Genomic DNA, 20,257 nt, shown 5'->3' with positions numbered 1-20,257 from the left:
GGGGAGCGTCAAGGCGGCCAGCCGCTCGACGTCGCAGGAGACCGCATCCCGTGCCCCTCGTTCGCATCTCGCTCCTCAAGGGCAAGTCACCGGCCCATATCAGAGCCATCTCGGACGGCATCCATTGCGGCCTGCGCGACGCCTACGGCGTGCCCGCAGACGACCGCTTTCACCTGATCCATCAGCACGCGCCGGACGAACTGATCTACGATTCCGACTATCTCGGGCTTCACCGCACCGACGACGTGGTGATCATCAACATCGTCGCGGGCAATTGGCGGGACACGGCGAAGAAGAAGGCTCTCTACAGAGCGATCACCGACAACCTCGTCGCCGATCCCGGTCTTCGTCCGGAAGACGTGCTCATCGTCCTGTCGCCGAACGCGCGCGACGAGTGGTCCTTCGGCAACGGCCTTGCGTCCTACGTCCAGGACGACGCGGACTGATCCATCCGGGGCAACGCGATCTGCCTGGCGGGACCGCCGCCTCGCGCTGACCGGTTCCGAGCCCTAGGCCGGGACGCGCGCGCCGTCCCACGCGAAGACGCTTCCGGTGTCCAGCACGTCGAGCCCGCCGAGCACGCGCAGAAGATGAGCTGCGCTCTCGTCGGGTCGAAAGACGCCGGGGGCAGCCGGATCTGGGCGGAAGGGCCGCGACAGGTTGGAAGCGACCGTGCCCGGATGGAGGCCGACGACGATCGCGTCCGGGCGGCTGCGGGCCACCTCGATCGATAGGGTCCGCAGGATTTGGTTCAGAGCCGCCTTCGAGGCGCGGTAGGCGTACCATCCGCCCGAGCGATTATCCTCGATCGATCCGACCCGTGCCGACAACGCTGCGAACACGCAACGTCCCTCTCGCGCCAGCAGCGGGACGAAATGCTTGGCGACGAGGGCGGGACCGATCGCGTTGATGGAGAACACGGCGGCCATCGCGCCGGGATCGAGCGCCTTCAGCGCCTTCTCGGGCGCGACGCCGTCCTGATGGAGGATTCCGGTCGCGACGATGACAAGACCGACCGGTCCGGCCTCCGCGACCGCGGCCGCGGCCGCAGCGATCGACGCCTCGTCGACGAGGTCGATCGCGTGGCTGCGGATGCCGTGCGGGAACGATGGCTGCGAGCGCGAGAGGGCGAATATCGGAGCGTAGGCTCCGCTCGCGGCCAATCCGGAGACAAGGGCTCGGCCAATGCCGCCGGAGGCGCCGATCACGACCGCGCTGGTCGAAGTCGATGAGGTCATGGCGACGTCGTCTCAGCGGGCGCGCGGATCGGCTAACTTCAGTGGAGACCAGCCCGATTCGATGGCTGGCGTTGCCTCGCCCGATACATAGGCGCCCTCTGGCCGCTTGGCAGCCGCGATGACCGCGTCGTCGTGCACCCTTCCGGCTCTCGGTTAGGGCGAAGGCCTGATCCGCACCATCACAGGTGCGACCGGCTCATCGCGAACAGGTCTCGATCTCGTCGCGCGCGCAGGGCGGAGACCATTGGTCCGTCTAAGCGCAGCTTCCCCCGAACATGCTCGACATGTTCGGGGGATCACTGACCGGTACAGCGAGCGTGGATATCGTCCGCTGATCGGCGCCCCTCTTGGATGCACTCGGTCGAATGCCACTCTGAGATATATCTCGCTGAAACCTCAGCAAGTTTAACTCAGAGCGGCAAGCAACTTAGGCCTTCTTTATCGTACGAGCCGTCGGCGTATCAGGAGCACCCTGTCGTCGAACCGCAGGTATCGCACTTCAAGCAGGTGCCGTTGCGGACCAGCGTGAAGTTCGCGCATTCCGGGCAGGCCTCGCCGACGTAGCCCTTCATCTTCGCCTCGGCCCGCCGGTCGGCGACGCTCCTCTCCGCCTTGGCGAAGGGGAGGGTGTCGGCGATCGTCTCGGCCTGACCGGCCACCGCAGGCTCCGCCTTCAGCGCCGTGCTGCCGCGGAGCGCGTGGACCGTGCCGCCGGCAGGCGCCGACTGTCCGGCGCTCGCCGCACCGACGCCGAGGCTGGCACCGGCCGGGCCACCCTGGATCAGGGTGAGCCGGTCGGCCGAGCCGCGCAGCAAGCCGCGGGACACGACCGAGGAGGCCGGCGCGGGCTTCGGGCCCTCGCGGGTCGTGTCGCCGCTCTCGCCGCCGCCGATCACCGTGCCGCCGATCTCGGCGGGGCTGACATGGGCGAGGTCGGCGCGGCCGAGATACGAGACCGCCAGCTCGCGGAACACGTAGTCGAGGAGCGAGGTCGCGTTCTTGATCGCGTCGTTGCCCTGCACGAAGCCGGCCGGCTCGAACCGCGTGAAGGTGAAGGCCTCCACGTACTCCTCCAGCGGCACGCCGTACTGGAGGCCGAGCGAGATCGCGATGGCGAAGTTGTTCATCAGGCTTCGGAAGGTCGCGCCCTCCTTGTGCATGTCGATGAAGATCTCGCCGAGGCGGCCGTCGTCGTACTCGCCGGTGCGCAGGTAGACCTTGTGGCCGCCCACCACCGCCTTCTGGGTGTAGCCCTTCCGGCGGGCCGGCAGCTTCTCGCGGGAGCGGATCCGCTCGACGCGCTCGATCACCCGCTCGACAATCTTCTCCGCGGCCGCGGCGGCCTTGGCGGCGGCCGGGGCCTGGATCAGGGCCTCGATCCCCTCATCGGACTCGTCTTCGTCATCCGAGATGAGCGCCGAGTTGAGCGGCTGCGACAGCTTGGAGCCGTCGCGGTAGAGAGCGTTCGCCTTCAGGGCGAGGCGCCAGGACAGCAGATAGGCCGCCTTGCAATCCTCGACCGTGGCGTCGTTCGGCATGTTGATGGTCTTGGAGATCGCCCCCGAGATGAAGGGCTGCGCCGCTGCCATCATGCGGATGTGGCTCTCGACCGAGAGGTAGCGCTTGCCGATCCGGCCGCACGGGTTGGCGCAGTCGAAGACCGGGTAGTGCTCGAGCTTCAGGCCCGGCGCGCCCTCCAGGGTCATCGCCCCGCAGATGTGGGTGTTGGCGGCCTCGATCTCCTTCTTGGTGAAGCCGAGGAACGGCAGCAGCTCGAAGGTCGGGTCCGACAGCTTCTCGGCGGGGACCCGGAGGGTCTGCGTGAGGAAATCGTCGCCGAGCGTCCAGCGGTTGAACACGAACTTGATGTCGAAGGCCGACTTCAGGCCTTTCTCCACCGCGGCGATCTTCTCGTCTGTGAAGCCCTTGGCGCGGAGCGTCGTCGGGTTGATGCCCGGCGCCTGACCCATCGAGCCGTGGCCGACCGCGTAGGCCTCGATCTCGGCGATCTCGGATTCGCGGTAACCGAGCGCCCGCAGGGCGTCCGGAGCGGCCTGGTTGATGATCTTGAAGTAGCCGCCGCCGGCGAGCTTCTTGAACTTCACGAGGGCGAAGTCGGGCTCGATGCCGGTGGTGTCGCAATCCATCACGAGGCCGATCGTGCCGGTCGGCGCGATCACGGTGGCCTGGGCGTTGCGGTAGCCGTGCTCCTCGCCGAGCTTCAGCGCCCGGTCCCAGGCGGCGCGGGCATGGTCGCCCAGATCCGCCTGCGGGATGTTCGCGTGGTCGAGGGCGACCGGCGCGACGTTCAGGAACTCGTAGCCACCGGCCTCGCCGTGGGCGGCCCGGCGATGATTGCGGATGACCCGCAGCATTGCGTCGGCATTCTCGTCGTAGGCCGGGAAGGTGCCGAGTTCGGCCGCCATCTCGGCCGAGGTGGCGTAGGCGACGCCCGTCATGATCGCCGTGAGCGCGCCGGCGAGCGCCCGGCCCGCGTCGGAATCGTAAGGAAGGCCCATGGTCATCAGCAGGCCGCCGATATTGGCGTAGCCGAGACCCAGCGTCCGGTAGCGGTAGGAGAGTTCCGCGATCTCCTTGGACGGGAACTGCGCCATCATCACGGAGATCTCGAGCACCACCGTCCAGAGGCGGTTGAGGTGCTCGAAGGCCTCCACGTCGAAGCGCTTGGTATCCCGGTCATACATCGTCAGCAGGTTCGCCGAGGCGAGATTGCAGGCGGTGTCGTCGAGGAACATGTACTCGGAGCACGGGTTCGAGGCCCGGATCCGCCCGCCCGCCGGGCAGGTGTGCCAGTCGTTCATCGTGGTGTTGAAGTGCAGGCCCGGGTCCGCAGAGGCCCAGGCGGCCTCGCCGATCCGCTCCCACAGCTCGCGGGCCTTCAGGGTCTTGGTGACCTTGCCGGTGGTGCGGGCGGTCAGCTGCCAGTCGGCATCCGCCTCGACGGCGCGCAGGAAGTCGTCGGTCAGCGAGACCGAGTTGTTGGAGTTCTGGCCGGCGACCGTGAGGTAGGCCTCCGAATCCCAGTCGGTGTCGTAGACGGGGAACTCGATCTTGGTGAAGCCCTGGCGGGCGAACTGCACCACGCGCTTGATGTAGGAATCCGGCACGGAGGCGCGGCGGGCGGCCTTGATCTCGCGCTTGAGCGCCGGGTTCCGCTCCGGATCGAAGCAGGCATCGCCCTCGGCCTCGCACTGCGTGCAGGCCTTCATCACCAGGGTCAGGTGCTTGGAGACGACCTTCGAGCCCGTCACCAGGGCGGCGACCTTCTGCTCCTCCTTCACCTTCCAGTCGATGAAGGCCTCGATATCCGGATGGTCGATGTCGACGATCACCATCTTGGCGGCGCGCCGCGTGGTGCCGCCCGACTTGATCGCGCCGGCCGCCCGGTCGCCGATCTTCAGGAAGCTCATCAGGCCCGAGGACTTGCCGCCGCCGCCGAGCTTCTCGTTCTCCGAGCGCAGCATCGAGAAGTTCGAGCCGGTGCCGGAGCCGTACTTGAACAGGCGCGCCTCGCGCACCCACAGGTCCATGATGCCGCCGTCGTTGACGAGGTCGTCCTGGACCGACTGGATGAAGCAGGCGTGCGGCTGCGGGTGCTCGTAGGCCGAGGCCGACTTGGTCAGCACGCCGGTCTGCGGGTCGCAATAGTAGTGGCCCTGGCTCGGGCCATCGATGCCGTAGGCCCAGTGCAGGCCGGTGTTGAACCATTGCGGCGAGTTCGGCGCCACCATCTGGCGAGCCAGCATGAAGCGCAGCTCGTCCATGAAGGCCGAGGCATCCTCCTCCGACGAGAAGTAGCCGCCCTTCCAGCCCCAGTAGGTCCAGCAGCCGGCGAGCCGGTCGAAGACCTGCGTGGCGGAGGCTTCGGAGACGAAGCGCTCGTCCTCGGGGATCTCGGCCAGGGCCGCGTCGTCCGGCACCGAGCGCCAGAGGAACGAGGGGACCGCGTTCTCCTCGACCTTGCGCAGCCGCGCCGGAACGCCCGCCTTGCGGAAGTATTTCTGCGCGAGAACGTCGCTCGCGACCTGGCTCCAGCTCTCCGGCACGTCGATGCCGTCGAGGCGGAACACGACCGAGCCGTCCGGGTTGCGGATCTCGCTCAGGGCCTTGCGGAAGGGGATCCCGGCGTAGGGCGATTGTCCGGCCGTGGTGGAGCGACGCTCGAACCGCATGAAACACACCTCTCCCGTCGGGACACGAGGGTCCCGGCCCCGCGCGACGCGGGGTCTAGCCCGATAGTGGGATTCGCGGCCGACCACGCCCGGCTGAGAGACGTGCCTCGGTCCCGCGAACGAAAATTAGGAACGGCCGCCCCTGCCCAACGCACCACTTCCGCGGGGCGCGACCGATGCAGGGAGATTACCGCCGCCTTCACTCTCACGTCAACAAGTGGTGTTCGACGGCCTTGTTCCCCGCTAGATGTTGTGCCGGCTCGCAAAAGCCTGTGGATATCGTCCCGGGCCGGGATAAGTGTCCTTCCGGCTTTCGGGAATCGGATCGGGAAAATTTTAGATTCACAACCCTAGGGAGCGGAACCGGCGGATGGCCGGAACCGGAGGCCGAAAGCGCGGGCCGAGCGTTGCCCCGGGGCGACACTTCCGTCATGCGGCTGGACTCACACGCGCGCGGTCACCATAACGGCGCCGACGAGCGCCCTCGCGGCGCGCCACGATTCCGGGACCGGCGATGGCGCTGAAGGACACTTTGCTGCGCATCTTCACGTGGTGGAACGGCCAGACCGTCTCCGTCGCGCTCCAGACCGCGCGCAGCGGCATCTTCGTCGGCGAAGACGAGTTCGGGAACAAGTACTACAAGGCGGAGGGCGCGCTGATCGACCGCTCGGTGGGCTCGGAGCGCCGCTGGGTCGTCTACAACGGCTACGCCGACGCCTCGAAGGTGCCCCCCGGCTGGCGCGGCTGGCTCTGCCACAACGTCGACGTCGCGCCGAGCGAGGAGACCTACCAGCCGAAGGCGTGGCAGAAGCCCCATATCGAGAACCAGACCGGCACCGCGAACGCGTACCGGCCGGCGGGCTCGCAGCTCTCCTGGGGCCAGCGGCCGGCCGCGACCGGCGATTACGTGTCCTGGACGCCGGGCGAGTAGAGCCGCGACCCGTCGCGGAGCCGGCGCCCTTTTGCCGCCACCGTTCCGGTGTTCATGACGGGTCAATCCCGATCGCCCGCCGCGCACCCGTTGGCGCGGCCGGTCACCCTCGTCCAGGGGTCCGAGTCTTGAGCCGCATCACCGCCCTCGCACGCCGCGCGCTCGCCCCCGGCCTCGCGCTCCTCGTCTGCGCCGGCCCCGCCGCCGCCGACAAGATCAAGAACCCGACCGCGGTGTTCTCCGGCCTCGACAAGATCACCGGCCGGATCGTCAATTTCGAGGTGGCGGTCGACGAGACCGTGCAGTTCGGCGCCCTGCAGCTCACCCCGCGGGTCTGCTACACGCGCCCGCCGACCGAGAGCGCCAAGACCACGGCGTTCCTCGAGGTCGACGAGGTCACCCTCGACAACAAGTACCGCCGGATCTTCACCGGGTGGATGTTCGCGTCGAGCCCCGGCCTGCACGCGATCGAGCACCCGATCTACGACGTGTGGCTGGTCGACTGTAAGGGCGGCAGCGATGTGATCGCCGAGGCCAAGGAGCAGGAGGACGTCCCGGCCGTGGCGGCCAAGCCCGAGAAGGCGAAGCGCCCCGGCAAGGATGCGACCAAGACCGCCCAGCAGCTCAATGCCAACGGGCAGGTGGACGTGGAGGCGCCGCGCGGCGTGCCGGTGCAGCCCCGCCAGAAGCCCTCGCGAAAGTTCTTCCCGTCGAACGAGGGGCCGGCGCCGGCCCCGCCGCCGCAGCAGCAGCCGCAGAACCTGTTCGACGCGCTGTTCCGCTGACGCCGCCCGCGGGCGGGTCGTCGCCTCAGGCGACGTTGAGCCGTCGCCCGCGATTCCACGCCAGGAACGGGACGCCGGAGAGCAGTCCGGCGAGCGCCGGGCGCGTCTGGTGGCAACCGTTCACCGACACCCGGGGCAGGGCCTGGAGGTGCGCGGCGTGCTCGGCGAAGAGGTGGCCGGGCCGCGTGGTCACGGCCGTCGCGAAGCCCATCTCCCGCGCCAGGGCGAATTCCCGCGGGCCGGCGGAGGTCGGATCCCCGACCGGGTAGGAGAGGTGCCGCACCGGCCGCCCGAGTTCCGTCTCGATCCGCGCGCGCCCCTCGGCGATCTCGCGCGCCGCGATCGCGGGAGCGTGCTTGGCGAGCATCGGATGGCTGACTGTGTGGGCGCCGACGGTGACGGCCGGGTCGGCGGCGAGGTCGCGCAGCTCAGCCCAGGACAGGCACAGGTCGGCGGCGAGGCGCCCGGGCGGGAAGCCGGCCTGACGGCAGAGGGCCGCGATCCGGTCGAGGAGGTCCGCCTCGTCCCCGCGCCGCAGGTCGCGGTACAGGGCTTCGAAGGCCAGCGCCTTCTCCTGCGGGCTGCGCGCCGGAAGGTCGAGACTCCGCGCGCCGACGTCGATGCGCACCCGGTCCAGGCGCGCGATCGCCTGCTCGAGCTCGATCCACCAGAGCCGCCCGGCTTGGTCGGCGAAGCCGCTGGTGACGAACAGGGTCCACGGCGCGCCGTGGCGGGCCAGCACGGGACGGGCGTACTCGACGTTGTCGCGGTAGCCGTCATCGAAGGTCAGGACCGCGAAGGGCGGCCCGTAATCCGGTTCGGCCAGCCGCTCCGGCACCGAATCGAGACCGATGATCTCGAAGCCGCGGGCATCGAGCTCGCGCAGGGTGAGATCGAGGAACTCGGGGGTGATGCCGAGCAGGCGGTTCGGCGCGAAGGCCGGGACCGGGTCGGGGCTGACGTGATGGAAAGTGAGGATCACGCCGAGGCCGCGCGCCGCGGGGCTGAGCCAGCGGTCCGCCCCGAGCGCCTGGATCGCGCGGAACCCGGACGCGAAGACCCGATGCTTGGCACGCGATGACAGCATGGCCCTGAACCGTTCGGGCCCGCGGCCCAGCTCGGCACAGCCTTGGCTCGCCCGGGTAAACAAAGCCGAAAGCATGCGTGGCCGCGGCGAAAGCAAGCTATCATTAGCCACGACTGTTCTTTGACGGACCGTCCGGCGCCGGTATCGCGCCATCATCGATCGGAGTGACGGGCTGTTCAGCCGCTTGCCGTCAGGGTGCGCGCGGCACGGGATCGCGCGCGGTCCCCGGGAGATCGGGTCATGGCGGTCGGTGTCCACGTAGCGGGAACGGACATGGTCGATTCGCGCAGCGCCGAGGGGCTCGTCGCGGAGGTCATCCCCGATCTGGCCGCGGCGGAGGCGCTGTGGCGGCGCCTGGAAGCCGATCCGGCGAGCCTCGGCACGCCCTACCAGCGGTTCGACTGGATCAGCGCCTACCTGCGGGCGACGGGACAGGCCGAGCGCGCGCGCGTCGCGGTCCTGCGGGATGACGACGGACGGCCGCGCATCCTCGTCGCGTTCACCCTGAGCCGGGAGCACGGGCTGCGCCTCGCGCGCACGGTCGGCGGCACGCACGCCAACTATCACATGCCGCTCTTCGCCACCCGCGACGCGGCGGCCATCGGGCCAGGCAGCATCGTCGCCGCGCTGATCCGCGCCGGCCGCGCTGAGGGTATCGACGCCTTCGCGCTCAAGCACCAGCCCCGGATGTGGGACGGGGCAGCGAACCCGCTCGCCGCGACCGGCGAGGCAGAGGCCAGCGACGGCTACGGCCTCATGCTCGGGCCGGATCCGGAGGCGACCGTGCGCCGGGTTTTCAGCGCGGACGCCCGGAAGAAGCTGCGCTCCAAGGAGAAGCGCCTCGTGGAGGCGCACGGCGCGATCGTCTACCGCCGCGCCGAGACCGCCGACGAGGCGGCGCGCCTGCTGGCGGCGTTCTTCGCGCAGAAATCGGCCCGCTTCGCCGGCATGGGCGTGGCCGACCCTTACGCCGATCCCGCGATCCGGTCCTTCCTGACGGCCGCGTCGACCGGCGCAGAGCCCGCCGTGGAGCTGTACGCCCTGTGTCTCGCCGAGAGCGGCCGCGTCCTCGCCACCTTCGGCGGTGCCGTCAGCGACCGACGCTTCAGCGGCATGATGACGGCGTTCGACGGCGACCCCGAGGTCGCCCGTTACAGTCCCGGCGACCTTCTCCTGCAGCATCTCGTGCGCGACCAGACCGCCCGCGGCCGGCAAGGATTCGATCTCGGCGTCGGCGAGGCGCGCTACAAGGCCAGCATCTGCGACGAGACGATCAGCCTCGTCGAGACGATCATCCCGGTCACCCTGCGGGGCCGGGCCTACGGCGCCCTGCGCCGGGGCCTGACGCGGACGAAACGGCGGATCAAGCGCGACCCGCGCCTCTACGCCGCCCTCAAGCGGCTCCGCACCTTGCGCCGGTCCTGATCGGCGCGCGGCCTAGGCGGCGTTGAGGCGCAGCTCCGCCCGCGCCTCCTCGACATCGGACGCGGCCGGGCGATCCTGCGCGACCAGGATCTGCCCTGCGCCGGCCTCCTCGGCGAGGGCGTAGAGGTCGGCCAGCGCCGGATCTTCGGCATCGGCGTTCGACGCGATGACGACGCTGTCCATGAAGCCGGCCACGAGCTCGAGGAGGTCGACGGCCCCCGGCGCGGCGTGGAGCCGGAAGACCACCCAGTCGTAGGCCTCGGCCATGGCCTCGAAGGTCAGGGCCAGGGCATCGGGCTCGTCGAACAGGACGGTCGACTCCAGCAGCCCCGCCTCGATCCGATGCTGGCCGCCGTCCCGGCGTGCCTGGATCACGTCGAGGAACGCGGCCTCGCCGGCGATGAGGTCGGCGAAGCCGAGCCGCGCCGTGCCGTCGTTCGGCAGGTTCAGGTCGACGGCGACGAGGCTTCCCTCGCGACCGAGGGCGCGGGTCAGGGCCTCGGACAGCGCCGGGACGCCGCGACGGGCTTCGGTCTCGACGATCAGGACGCGGCGACCCGCCTGCGCCTCCGGTGCGCGGGGCGCCGCCGCGATGCGCGCGACGAGCGGCGCGAGATCGAACGTGTCGGGGGAGCGGAGCGCCGCGGCCGCGGCGGGCGCCGCCGACGCGGCGGCAGCCGCGCCCGACGCCTCGGACCAGCGGGCGGCCGGTGTCGCCTCCGGGAAGGTGAAGGACGGCCGATCCAGCACCGGCTCGCGGCGCCGCCGATCGTCTGCCGGATCGCCGTCGCGGTCGCCGGCGGCGCGGCCGGACTCGGCGAGCAGCGCGCTGGCGATGACCCCACCGACCGAGAGCATCAGCGTCAGCAGCGTCGCGAAAGCGACGATCGGCAGCTTCTTCGGGAAGGACGGAACCTCGGGCGTTACCGCGCGGGACACGATGCGGGCGTCGGCGGGGGTCGCGGCCTCGCCGTCGCGCGCCGCCGCCTCGCGGTAGCGACCGAGATAGGATTCGAGCTGCTCGCGCTGCGCCTTGGCCTCGCGCTCCAGCGCGCGGAGCTGGATCTCGCTGGCGTTGCCGCGGACGACGACGTCCTGCTGGCCGTCGACGGCGGCCTGGAGGCTCTCGACCCGGGCGCCCGCGATCTTGGCGTCGTTCTCCATCGTGCGCACGACGCGCTCGGCCGAGGCCTTGATCTGGGCGTCGAGGTCCTCGAGCTGGGCGTGCAGCTCCTTGATCCGCGGGTGAGCCGGCAGGAGGGTCCGCGACTCGAGGGCGAGCTGGGCGCGCACGGAGATCCGGTTCTCGACGATCCGGCGGATGACCTCGTTGTTCGCGACGTCGGGAATCTCGAAGGCGCGCCCGTCCTTGATCAGGTCCTTGATGGCCTTCACCTTGCCGTCGAGGTCGGCCTTCAGGCTCCGCGCCGCGGAGAGCTGGCTCGACAGCTCGCCGAGCTGCTGGGCGTTGAGCGGCCGTCCGGCCAGGCCGGTGCTGCCCACGAGGCCGTTCTTGGCGCGGAACGCCTCGACCTTGGCCTCCGCCTCGGCGACGCGCTTGCGCAGCCCGTCGATGTTGCCGCCGAGCCAGGTGGAGGCGTAGCGGGCGGTGTCGACCTTATCGGCCTCCAGCGATCCGATGTAGAGCTTGGCGATGGTGTTGGCGGCCTCGGCCGCGAGCTTCGGGTCCTTCGCGCGGAACTCGATCGTCAGAATGCGCGACTTGCCGGCGGGGAAGACTAAGAGGTGGTCGAAGTAGGCGTCGAGGACCCGGTCCTCGGCGGGGCGGTCCAGGGGATTGGGACCGATGCCGAGCATCATCAGCACGCGCTGCACGGCGCCGATGCTGCCCGCGCCGGGATCGAACTCGGCGTTGCCGACGAGCTTGAGCCGGCGGATCGCCTCGCGGGCGAGATCGCGGGACATCACGACCTGCACCTGGCTCGCCACTGCCTGCTCGTCGATCGGCGCGAGCTGGTCGCCGCGCTCCTGCGCGGTGCGGGCGAAGGCCGGGTCGCGGCTCTCGAGCAGCACCTTCGCCTCGCCGGTGTAGCGGGGGCTGACCACGTTGACGAAGACGCTCGCGCCCAGGGCGACCACCAGGGTCGGCCCGACGATCCAGCCGATCGAGCGCCGCAAGATCCGCGGCAGCTGCGCGAGGCCGAGGCCTTCCTCGGCGCGCGGCTGGGATCCGGGCACGGCGTAGGTCGAGCGTTGACGGATCGTGGACATGCGGACGCTCTGAACGCGGAGACAGGCCGGGCGGGCATTACTGCCGTCCCGCGGCCATTAGTGGATGTTAAGGTTGCTCAAGAGTTAAGGGCCGCGCGGACCGGTGACGGCGCCGCCTCCGTCGGGCGGTGATCAAGTTTCATTAACCTTAACGGCCTACATCACCCCGCAACTGCATCCATGACGGCGATGGTGATGAACCGGCGCGCTCTGCTCCTCGCACTCGGCTCGACTCTGGCGCTCGGCGGCTGCCTGCGGCCGAGCTTCCGCACCGACCAGCTCGATGCCACCGGCACCGGCTCGATCGCCGCGCGGTACACGCTGGCGGCGGGCGACAAGCTGCGGGTGATCGTGTTCGGCCAGGACAACCTGTCCAACATATACGCGGTCGACGGCGCGGGGCGCATCGCCATGCCGCTGATCGGGACCGTGCAGGTGGGCGGCCAGACGACTGCGCAGGCGGCCAAGGCGATCGAGGCCAAGCTGGCCTCCGGATACGTGCGCGAGCCGCACGTCACCGTGGAAGTGGACGCCTACCGACCCTTCTACATCCTCGGCGAAGTCACCACCTCCGGTCAGTACCCGTTCGTCAACGGCATGACCGTTGAGACGGCGGTGGCGATCGCGGCCGGTTTCGGCCCCCGGGCAGCGCGCGATTACGCCGTCCTGACCCGCGACGCCGGTGGCTCGCTGATCTCCGGGATCGTGCCGATGACCTACGCGGTCCGGCCGGGCGACACGATCGTCATCAAGGAACGCTTCTTCTGAGCGGCGCGGCGCCGGTCACTGCCCGCCCTGCCACGGGTTGATCACCCGCATGGCGGTCTTCTGCGCTGGGATCGGCGTCGCCACCTCGGGCATCGGCTGCCGGGCGCGAGCCATCATCCGCCGCGCCTCCTGCGCGGGCACGGCGCCGACCGGCGTGAACAGCCCGGCCAGGACCTTCCGCGTGCCCCGGCTCACGAAGCGCGAATTCTGAACCGGCTCGAAATCCCGGATCGCGTGGCGCTTGTCGGGATTCCCGGTGAACACCCGGGCGCCGGAATTCAGCACGACGATGTCGCCCGGCCGCAGCGTCTCGTCCTTGAGCAGCGCCGCCGTCGCGCCGCCCTTCATGTCGATGGGGGTCTGGCGCTCGCTGATCTCCCGCTCCTTGACGCGGATCTTGAGCGGGAGCGCCGCGTAGCGGGTCTGGAAGCGGCGGCGCGCCGCCCCGAGCCGCGGGGTCGCGTGGCGGCCGAAGGCGCGGCCGTCGAAGGCGGGGGCCGGGGCAGGGGCCGGCTGGGCCTGCTGCGGGGCCGGCCGGGCGCCGAACAGCATCTCGAGGAAACCGACCTCGGCGGCCTGGGCGCGCAGCGCCGACCCGGCGAGGAGACCGCCGGCCGCCATGACGGCCAGCAAGCTGCTCGTGCGAAGCCTCATAGCACCCTCCGGAAGCGACGCCCGACGCGAGCATCCGACCCTCAACCGCAAGGCGTACTGGAGGGTTCCGGATGATTTAGAGTCTGCTTAGGAACGCCCCGCGGCGACCCGCCGGCGCGGGATTCGACGTGCCCGCGGTCAGGAGCCCGGGGCGCCCGAGCGCGCAGGGACGCGGTCTAGCCCGGCGCCGACTGCTCGCCCTCGCCGATGCAGTCGAGGGCGCGCTCCACGGCGCTCACGGCATCCAGGAGGTGCTGGACGGTGCGCTCGACCTCGATCGCCGGACGCCCCATCGCGGCGGCGCGGGCGCTCACATCCTCGAGCTGCTCCAGCAGGGCGAGGAGATCACCGGCCACGGTCACAACTTCGCAGCGAGCGAGGCGGGTGACGGTCGGGCGCGGACGGAAGGGCAAGACGTTGCTCATCGCGGAGGGTTGTCGCCCGAAACGACCGGGATTCGCCAGGGGGAGGGGGCCGAACTCAACACGATTGGCCGGCCCTATCCGCCGCAATCCCGGTCTGTGGTGGATTTTCCGTGGCCGGCGCGCATCGGAGGCGGCAGAACGGATTTACATCTTGCGCGCGACCTTGACGGAGGCGCCTCCGCGCTGACCATGCCGCGAGACGTCCCGTGAGGGCCGCTCCGGCCGTGGCCGGTCGCGGGCCGGCCACGGCCCGCTTTCAGGATACGCGATGCGCTTGACCCTTCTCGCCCTCTCCGCGCTGACGCTCGGCGGCCTCTGCGCCTGCAGCACCAGCGACGGCCCGGATTCCCGCAGCGGCCTCGCCGAGACCTTCAACCTCGACAACTACCGGGCCTCGGGTAACACCAACGGCACCCAGACCCGCCGCGACGTGAACCGCGCCTACACCCAGCCGACGCTGCCGACGATCGGCAACCGCGGGATGTGAGGCGCGCGCGGCGCGTCACCGCTTGGTGAGCGCGTCCGCGAAGGTGGCGATCCGGTTGCGGGCGTAGACCGGCAGGCCGGCGCTGATCGAGTTGCCGGTGTTGAAGCTGGAATTGCCCATCAGCACCTGCGCAGGCAGCAGATTCTTGAGAACCGGCACGCGGGCGTACTCGGCCTTGCGGTCGAGGACGTCGCCCTTGATCGCCAGCGCCATGTAGGTCGTGACCACCGTCTTGGTCGGGTCGTTCGGCATCGGCTGGAACACGGCCAGGAACTTGCCGAAGCGCAGGATCTGATTGACCCAGAAGATCGTCTGCTCGAGGCCGCCGGTGACGGGGGCATCGATCTTGGTCAGCGCCTTGAGCCGGTCGCCCTGGTCCGGCCCGAGCACCCGCAGCTCGCTCTGGAACGAGACGAACTCGGCGATCTTCTTGGTCGAGCCTTCCTCGAGCTTGTTGGCGAGCTTCACGCCGAGCGGCAACTTGCCCTCTAGGTCGTAGCGCGACTCGATGCAGGCGCCGGCGCCCTCGCACCACGGACGGTCGGGACGCTTGGCGAAGGCGGCGGCCGGGTCCTTGTTGGGCGTCACGTCGGCGACCGCCAGGGTGCGGTGCTTGATCGCCGGATCCATCTTCTGGACGAAGGCGAGGTTGGCGAAGGCCTGGAGGTCGATCGCCTCGGGCGGCCGCGGGACGACGAAGCGCCCCTCGGCGACGTAGACCTTCAGGGTCTCGTGCCGCGGCTTGGTCACGCCGTTCACCGTGACCGTGTAGTCCGGCTCCTTGTAGCCGGGATACGGGGCGAGCGCCGCCGCCTCGGCCGGCCGCGCCTTCAGCCAGTCGAGGTACGGGATCAGGCCGTTCTCCGGCGCCGACGGGTTGTCGCGGTGGTCGGTGAACAGGATCTGGCCCGGCTTGATCGCGGCCGGATCGACGGCCGTGACCGAGGGCACCTCCTTGATCCGCTCGGGCCCCGGCGCCGGGGCGGTGTTGGCGGCGGGCGTCTGGGCGCGTGCCGGGAGGGCCGGGAGCGCGGCCGTGAGGGCGGCCGCCAGGGCCGCGGGAAGCTGCTGGCGCAACGGGGTTCTCGTCTGTCGGGGAGGGCTGTCAGTAACCGGGGTCTTCGCCGAACAGGTAGTCGGGATCGCGGCGGCGCGGGCGGCGCGCGTCGTCGTCCCCGCCGAAGGGCGAGCGATTCGTCTGGCCCGGCCAGGGCTTGTAGGGATCCTGACCGTAGAGATCCACGTCGCCCTGCGCGCGGCGGCTGCGCGGCGCGGGACGCTCGCCGAACGGGTCGAGGAAGTCGGATCGCGGCCGCTCGCCGGTCATGTTGCCGTAGTAGTCGCCCGCGACGCTCGCGCCGTCGTCGCCGGCGAGATCGCCGTCCTGCGCGTCCGGCCGCATGGCGTAGAGCGTCTCGCGTGGCACGAGGCGGTACTGGGTGTCCGCCATGCGCCCGTCACCGCTGGTGCGGAAATGTTCGAGGAATCCGCCGCCGGCGACCCGTACGCCGCTGCGCGGGTCGACCGGCAGGTCGGCGATGAACGGGCGCGCCTCGGGGGAGGGGCCCCGCAGCGGCGCCTTGGCGACGCCGTTCGCCCAGGCCGCCTGCAGGATCGCCGAGGCGATCGGCACCGAGACGTGGCCGCCGGTCTGGCCGCGGCCGAGCGTCTTGCGGGTGCCGTCGGCGTTGTCGTAGCCGACCCAGACCACCACGCTGATCTCGTTGGTCAGTCCGGCGAACCACGCGTCGTTCTCGTTCTCCGAGGTGCCCGTCTTGCCCGCGACGTAGGCCGAGACCTTCGCGAGCGCCGCGGCCGTGCCGTGCTGCGTCACGCCCTGCAGCATGGTCTTCAGCTGGTAGAAGGCCACGCGGTCCGCCGAGGCGATCCGCACCGGCTCCTTGGCGGCGTGCGTGTAGAGCGGCTTGCCGTCCCGCTCGACCGATTCGAGAGCGTAGGGCGCCGGGCGGGCGCCCTCGTTGGCCACCGCCGCGTAGAAGCCCGCGAGGTCGAGCATCCGCACCGGCTGCGCGCCGAGGACGAAGGGGTAGTAGGGCTCGCACTCGGCGTAGATCTGCGCCTCGAGGGCGATGTCGCAGACCCGCTTCAGGCTCGCCGGCGCCTTCGGGGCGATCCCGCCCTGGAGGAGCCGGGCGGTGACGAGGTTCTTGGAGAATTCCAGGCCGCGCCGCAGGGTCGTCGGTCCCGAGCCGCCGCCCTCGTAGTTCTTCGGCGACCAGGAATCGCCGGCCCCGCCGATGGGCGGCAGGGTCACGGCGGAATCCATCACCAGGGTGTTCGGCTGCAGGCCGGCGTTGAGCGCGGCGAGGTAGGTCAGCGGCTTCAGCGTCGAGCCGGGCTGGCGCACCGTCTGGGTGACCCGGTTGAGCTGGCTCAGCGGGTAGGAGAAGCCGCCGGCCATCGCGAGGATCCGGCCGGTCTGGTTCTCCAACACCAGGGCCGCGCCCTGGACGGTCGGCCGGACGCGGAGCTGCGCGCGCGGGCCGCCCTTGCCGGCGCTGACCTTCACGCGGATCACGTCGTAGAGCTGCAGCTTGCCGCGGGCGATGCCGGGATCGAGGGGGGCGATGCGGCCGTCGGCGAGACCGACCTTCGCGCCGCCGCGGCCGGTCTCCAGCACCACCGCCATCGGCCAGTGAACGTCGTAGAGGACCGGGCGGGCGCTCTCGAGCGCCAGCAGCCACGCCGGCTTCTTCTGCGGCACGGCCGCGACCCTCTCGCCGCGGCGCGGCTTCGCGGCCGGCCCGGCCTCCGGTTTGGCGTCGGGTTTCGCGGCCTCCGGCCGCGCCCCGGTGACGGCCGGCGCGGCCGAGGCGGAGCCTTCCGGTGCCGGCGTCGCCGCCTGGATCCGCCGGACGCTGTCGGCGAGGTTGAGTTCCGGCCCCGTGAAGGCCTGACGGCCGGTGCCGCGCTCGTAATTGGCGAGGCCGTCCTGCAGGGCGTCCTCGACGGCGCGCTGCAGCCCCGCGTTGATCGTCGAACGGACGGTCAGCGAGCCGGAGGTCAGCGAATCCACGCCCGCGAAGGTCCGGGCCTCGCGATTGAGGAAATCCACGACGTAGAAGCCGGAATCGCGCCGCGCGGTCTCGATCGGCCTCAGACCGAGATCGGACTTGATCGCCGCGCTCATCTCGGCCTCGGTGATCGTCCCCTCTTCCTTGAGGCGGGCGAGCACGTAGGCGCGCCGCTCCCGCGCGCGGTCGGGGTACTTGTCCGGGCTGTAGAAGTTCGGCCCCTTGGGCATGCCGGCGAGGAGCGCCGCTTCCGGAAGGGTCAGCTGCCCCACCGGCTTCCCGAAATAGCTCTGCGCGGCCATCTCGATGCCGTAGGCGCCGCGACCGAGATAGATGCCGTTGAGGTAGAGCCCCAGGATCTGCGGCTTCGTCAGGATGCGCTCCAGCCGCGACGCGACGATCATCTCGCGGATCTTGCGCTCGTAGGTGACGTCGTCGCCGACCGAGAGGTTCTTGACCACCTGCTGGGTGATGGTCGAGCCGCCCGCCGGCCGCCCCGGCGAGGCGAGGTTGGCGATGAAGGCGCGGATCACCCCGCGCTCGTCGATGCCGTGATGGGTCTCGAAGCGCTTGTCCTCGGCGGCGATGAAGGCCTTCTGGACGAGGTTCGGAACGGCCGTGATCGGCACCACGATGCGGCGGCCGTTCGGCTCCGACGCCTCGGCGAAGGGCTTGCCGGCGCCGTCGAGGATCCGGGTCATCCCCGGCAGGGCCTTGTCGCGCAGGGCCTCGGCGCTGGGCAGATCCTTGGTGGCGTTGTCGTAGAACTCGATCACCGCCTTTGCGTCGAAGGGCGAGTTCGCCGGGTTCTCGCCCTTGCAGAACTGCTTGTAGCTCGTGTTGAGCTCGGTCAGGTCGAGACCGTGCAGGATCTTCGGCGCGGCCGGACCGGCGACCGTGGACGGATCCTCCATCGCGGTGGTGATCAACTCGTCGAGATTGATGTCCTCGATGTCGAAGGCCTTGCGCATGTGGGCGCAGCCGTCGCGCAGCAGGCGCACCACCTCCGGGCCGTCCGTCGCGGGATCGAACTGCGTCCGGACCGCGTCCGGCCGTGTCGTGACCTGGCTGAGCGTCAGGGCGGTCGCGAACAGCTTGATCAGGATGGCGTTCATACGGGCCGGATTCGGGGGACGCGACGGGGCGAGCGCGGACCTTTCGGGAGCGCGCCTGAACAGGGCGTGCACAACGCGGCTGATTTAAGGAGACGCCGCACGGCAACGCTTTGGCCGACTCCCACGTTCGTGAGGCGCGACGACGCCGGGGGGCCCATGATCAACGACCTGTGGTACAAGAACGCGATCATCTACTGCCTGTCGGTCGGCACGTTCATGGACGCCAACGGCGACGGCATCGGCGACTTCGCCGGGCTGGAGCGCCGACTGGACTACATCCAGGGCCTGGGCGCCACCGCGGTCTGGCTGATGCCGTTCCAGCCCTCGCCCAAGAAGGACGGCGGCTACGACATCGCCGACTATTACGGCGTCGATCCGGATTACGGCTCGCTCGGGGACTTCGTCGCCTTCACGCACGCCGCCAAGCAGCGGGGCCTGCGCGTCCTCATCGACCTCGTCGTCAACCACACCTCGGACCAGCACCCGTGGTTCCAGTCGGCCCGGTCCGACCCCAAATCGCCCTACCGCGACTGGTACGTCTGGTCGAAGGAGCGCCCCGCGAGCGCCGACGAGGGCATGGTCTTCCCGGGCGTTCAGGAAACCACCTGGACCTACGACACCGAGGCCAAGGCCTGGTACTTCCACCGCTTCTTCAACTTCCAGCCCGATCTCAACACTGCCAATCCGGAGGTGCTGGCCGAGATCCTGAAGATCATGGGCTTCTGGATCCAGCTCGGCGTCTCCGGCTTCCGCATGGACGCGGTGCCGTTCGTCATCGCCGAGAAGGGCGCCGATGTCGGCGGCAAGCCCCGCGAGCAGTTCGAGATGCTGCGCGACCTGCGCGAGTTCCTGCAGTGGCGCCAGGGCGACGCGATCATCCTGGCCGAGGCCAACATCCTGCCGAAGCAGGACCTCGACTATTTCGGCGACGACGCCGACCGCATGCACATGATGTTCAACTTCCAGGTCAATCAGGCGACCTTCTACGCCCTGGCGGCCCACGATGCGCGGCCCCTCGTCAAGGCGATCGAGCGGACGAAGCCGCGCCCGCTCTCCTGCCAGTGGGGCATCTTCCTGCGGAACCACGACGAGCTCGACCTGGGACGCCTCACCGACAAGCAGCGCCAGAGCGTGTTCGACGCCTTCGGACCCGAGAAGGGGATGCAGCTCTACGACCGCGGCATCCGCCGCCGCTTCGCGCCGATGCTGGCGGGCGATCCCCGCCGGATCCGGCTCGCCTACTCGCTGATGTTCACCCTCCCGGGTACGCCGGTGCTGCGCTACGGCGACGAGATCGGCATGGGCGACGAGCTGGCTCTGCCGGAGCGCGACTGCGCCCGCACGCCGATGCAGTGGACGAGCGAGCACCAGGGCGGCTTCTCGACGGCCCGGCGCACCGTCCTGCCCCTGATCGACCACGGCCCCTACGGCTACGCGCACGTGAACGTCGCCGACCAGCGCCACGAGGAGGGCTCGCTGCTCAACTGGATGCAGAGCATGATCCGGCAGCGCAAGGAGGCGCCGGAGATCGGCTGGGGCGACGTCGTCGCGATGGAGACCGGGCGCCCGTCGGTCCTGGCGCTGCGCTACGCGTGGCGCGGCAATGCCATCCTGTGCGTCCACAATCTGGCGCCGGAGCCCGTGGAGGTGGCGATGGCGTCGGGATCCGAGGATCGCGAGCACGACATCCTCGTCGACCTGCTCACCGGCGCCCGCAGCGAGGTCAAGGACGACGGCCGCCACTGCCTGTTCCTGGAGGGATACGGCTACCACTGGTTCCGCGTCGGCGGGCTCGACGCGCTGCTGAAGCGGCGGCCGACGTGAGGAACACCGGGGCCCGGCTCGCCCTCGGCCGGCCGACACGGTAGGACAGGCCGGAGCG

15 protein-coding genes are annotated in these 20,257 nt (G+C 70.2%); 7 read left to right on the top strand and 8 right to left on the bottom strand.

The annotated features are described in order from the left end of the window. Positions 1–50 precede the first annotated feature (50 nt). Positions 51–446 carry a tautomerase family protein gene (locus ASG32_RS00990; protein ID WP_056521495.1) on the top strand — a complete coding sequence of 132 codons (396 nt, stop codon included), beginning with the start codon at positions 51–53 and terminating at the stop codon, positions 444–446. Positions 447–509: 63 nt separating this feature from the next. On the opposite strand, the gene ASG32_RS00985 is transcribed toward ASG32_RS00990, so the two are convergent. Together ASG32_RS00985 and ASG32_RS00980 are read right to left on the bottom strand one after the other, a co-directional pair. Beyond that, positions 510–1,238: an SDR family NAD(P)-dependent oxidoreductase gene (locus ASG32_RS00985; protein ID WP_056521492.1), complete on the bottom strand. Its 729-nt coding sequence runs from the start codon at positions 1,236–1,238 to the stop codon at positions 510–512. A gap of 461 nt (positions 1,239–1,699) precedes the next feature. Next, positions 1,700–5,431, bottom strand: a complete 3,732-nt coding sequence (locus ASG32_RS00980) for a vitamin B12-dependent ribonucleotide reductase (RefSeq protein WP_056521489.1) — start codon at positions 5,429–5,431, stop codon at positions 1,700–1,702. A 514-nt stretch (positions 5,432–5,945) separates the two neighbouring features. On the opposite strand from ASG32_RS00980, the gene ASG32_RS00975 reads away from it, so the two are divergent. Continuing rightward, the gene (locus ASG32_RS00975) at positions 5,946–6,362 is read left to right on the top strand and encodes an NADH:ubiquinone oxidoreductase subunit NDUFA12 (RefSeq protein ID WP_199866063.1); all 417 of its coding nucleotides are present in this window, start codon (positions 5,946–5,948) and stop codon (positions 6,360–6,362) included. 128 nt (positions 6,363–6,490) lie between these two features. Then, positions 6,491–7,147 carry a DUF2155 domain-containing protein gene (locus ASG32_RS00970; protein ID WP_056521486.1) on the top strand — a complete coding sequence of 219 codons (657 nt, stop codon included), beginning with the start codon at positions 6,491–6,493 and terminating at the stop codon, positions 7,145–7,147. A gap of 25 nt (positions 7,148–7,172) precedes the next feature. On the opposite strand, the gene ASG32_RS00965 is transcribed toward ASG32_RS00970, so the two are convergent. Beyond that, a complete protein-coding gene (locus tag ASG32_RS00965; protein WP_056521484.1) occupies positions 7,173–8,234 on the bottom strand; it encodes a polysaccharide deacetylase family protein in 1,062 nt (353 codons plus the stop codon). 273 nt (positions 8,235–8,507) lie between these two features. Between ASG32_RS00965 and ASG32_RS00960 the strand changes: the two genes are divergently transcribed. Then, positions 8,508–9,659, top strand: coding sequence for a GNAT family N-acetyltransferase (locus ASG32_RS00960; protein WP_244491753.1), 1,152 nt, complete (start codon positions 8,508–8,510; stop codon positions 9,657–9,659). Positions 9,660–9,671: 12 nt separating this feature from the next. Here the strand turns inward: ASG32_RS00960 and ASG32_RS00955 are convergent, their stop codons facing one another. Further along, on the bottom strand, positions 9,672–11,891 hold the full coding sequence (locus ASG32_RS00955) for an exopolysaccharide transport family protein (RefSeq protein WP_056521478.1): 2,220 nt from the start codon (positions 11,889–11,891) through the stop codon (positions 9,672–9,674). 189 nt (positions 11,892–12,080) lie between these two features. On the opposite strand from ASG32_RS00955, the gene ASG32_RS00950 reads away from it, so the two are divergent. After that, entirely contained in the window at positions 12,081–12,659 is a 579-nt protein-coding gene (locus ASG32_RS00950) for a polysaccharide biosynthesis/export family protein (protein WP_020091671.1), read from the top strand. A gap of 15 nt (positions 12,660–12,674) precedes the next feature. Here the strand turns inward: ASG32_RS00950 and ASG32_RS00945 are convergent, their stop codons facing one another. Both ASG32_RS00945 and ASG32_RS00940 read right to left on the bottom strand, forming a co-directional pair. Continuing rightward, a complete protein-coding gene (locus ASG32_RS00945; RefSeq protein ID WP_056521476.1) occupies positions 12,675–13,313 on the bottom strand; it encodes a hypothetical protein in 639 nt (212 codons plus the stop codon). A 176-nt stretch (positions 13,314–13,489) separates the two neighbouring features. After that, entirely contained in the window at positions 13,490–13,738 is a 249-nt protein-coding gene (locus ASG32_RS00940; RefSeq protein ID WP_012317333.1) for a hypothetical protein, read from the bottom strand. A gap of 268 nt (positions 13,739–14,006) precedes the next feature. Between ASG32_RS00940 and ASG32_RS00935 the strand changes: the two genes are divergently transcribed. Continuing rightward, a complete protein-coding gene (locus tag ASG32_RS00935; protein WP_020091673.1) occupies positions 14,007–14,225 on the top strand; it encodes a hypothetical protein in 219 nt (72 codons plus the stop codon). Between the two features lie 15 nt (positions 14,226–14,240). Here the strand turns inward: ASG32_RS00935 and ASG32_RS00930 are convergent, their stop codons facing one another. After that, a complete protein-coding gene (locus ASG32_RS00930; RefSeq protein ID WP_056521474.1) occupies positions 14,241–15,302 on the bottom strand; it encodes a hypothetical protein in 1,062 nt (353 codons plus the stop codon). 28 nt (positions 15,303–15,330) lie between these two features. After that, entirely contained in the window at positions 15,331–18,375 is a 3,045-nt protein-coding gene (locus ASG32_RS00925) for a transglycosylase domain-containing protein (RefSeq protein ID WP_056521471.1), read from the bottom strand. 156 nt (positions 18,376–18,531) lie between these two features. On the opposite strand from ASG32_RS00925, the gene ASG32_RS00920 reads away from it, so the two are divergent. After that, positions 18,532–20,199 carry an alpha-amylase family protein gene (locus tag ASG32_RS00920; protein ID WP_056521467.1) on the top strand — a complete coding sequence of 556 codons (1,668 nt, stop codon included), beginning with the start codon at positions 18,532–18,534 and terminating at the stop codon, positions 20,197–20,199. The last annotated feature ends 58 nt before the right edge of the window (positions 20,200–20,257 follow it).

Source organism: Methylobacterium sp. Leaf361 (assembly GCF_001424445.1).
Classification (GTDB): Bacteria; Pseudomonadota; Alphaproteobacteria; order Rhizobiales; family Beijerinckiaceae; genus Methylobacterium.
Note: the sequence above shows the minus strand (reverse complement) of the source record. Positions and strands in the feature narration are given on the sequence as shown.

Bases quoted from the DNA above. Each gene is read 5' to 3' on its own strand.
- ASG32_RS00985 (WP_056521492.1), bottom strand. From the start codon at position 1,238: ATGACCTCATCGACTTCGACCAGCGCGGTCGTGATCGGCGCCTCCGGC.
- ASG32_RS00980 (WP_056521489.1), bottom strand. From the start codon at position 5,431: ATGCGGTTCGAGCGTCGCTCCACCACGGCCGGACAATCGCCCTACGCC.
- ASG32_RS00975 (WP_199866063.1), top strand. From the start codon at position 5,946: ATGGCGCTGAAGGACACTTTGCTGCGCATCTTCACGTGGTGGAACGGC.
- ASG32_RS00965 (WP_056521484.1), bottom strand. From the start codon at position 8,234: ATGCTGTCATCGCGTGCCAAGCATCGGGTCTTCGCGTCCGGGTTCCGC.
- ASG32_RS00960 (WP_244491753.1), top strand. From the start codon at position 8,508: ATGGTCGATTCGCGCAGCGCCGAGGGGCTCGTCGCGGAGGTCATCCCC.
- ASG32_RS00955 (WP_056521478.1), bottom strand. From the start codon at position 11,891: ATGTCCACGATCCGTCAACGCTCGACCTACGCCGTGCCCGGATCCCAG.
- ASG32_RS00950 (WP_020091671.1), top strand. From the start codon at position 12,081: ATGGTGATGAACCGGCGCGCTCTGCTCCTCGCACTCGGCTCGACTCTG.
- ASG32_RS00945 (WP_056521476.1), bottom strand. From the start codon at position 13,313: ATGAGGCTTCGCACGAGCAGCTTGCTGGCCGTCATGGCGGCCGGCGGT.
- ASG32_RS00940 (WP_012317333.1), bottom strand. From the start codon at position 13,738: ATGAGCAACGTCTTGCCCTTCCGTCCGCGCCCGACCGTCACCCGCCTC.
- ASG32_RS00935 (WP_020091673.1), top strand. From the start codon at position 14,007: ATGCGCTTGACCCTTCTCGCCCTCTCCGCGCTGACGCTCGGCGGCCTC.
- ASG32_RS00925 (WP_056521471.1), bottom strand. From the start codon at position 18,375: ATGAACGCCATCCTGATCAAGCTGTTCGCGACCGCCCTGACGCTCAGC.
- ASG32_RS00920 (WP_056521467.1), top strand. From the start codon at position 18,532: ATGATCAACGACCTGTGGTACAAGAACGCGATCATCTACTGCCTGTCG.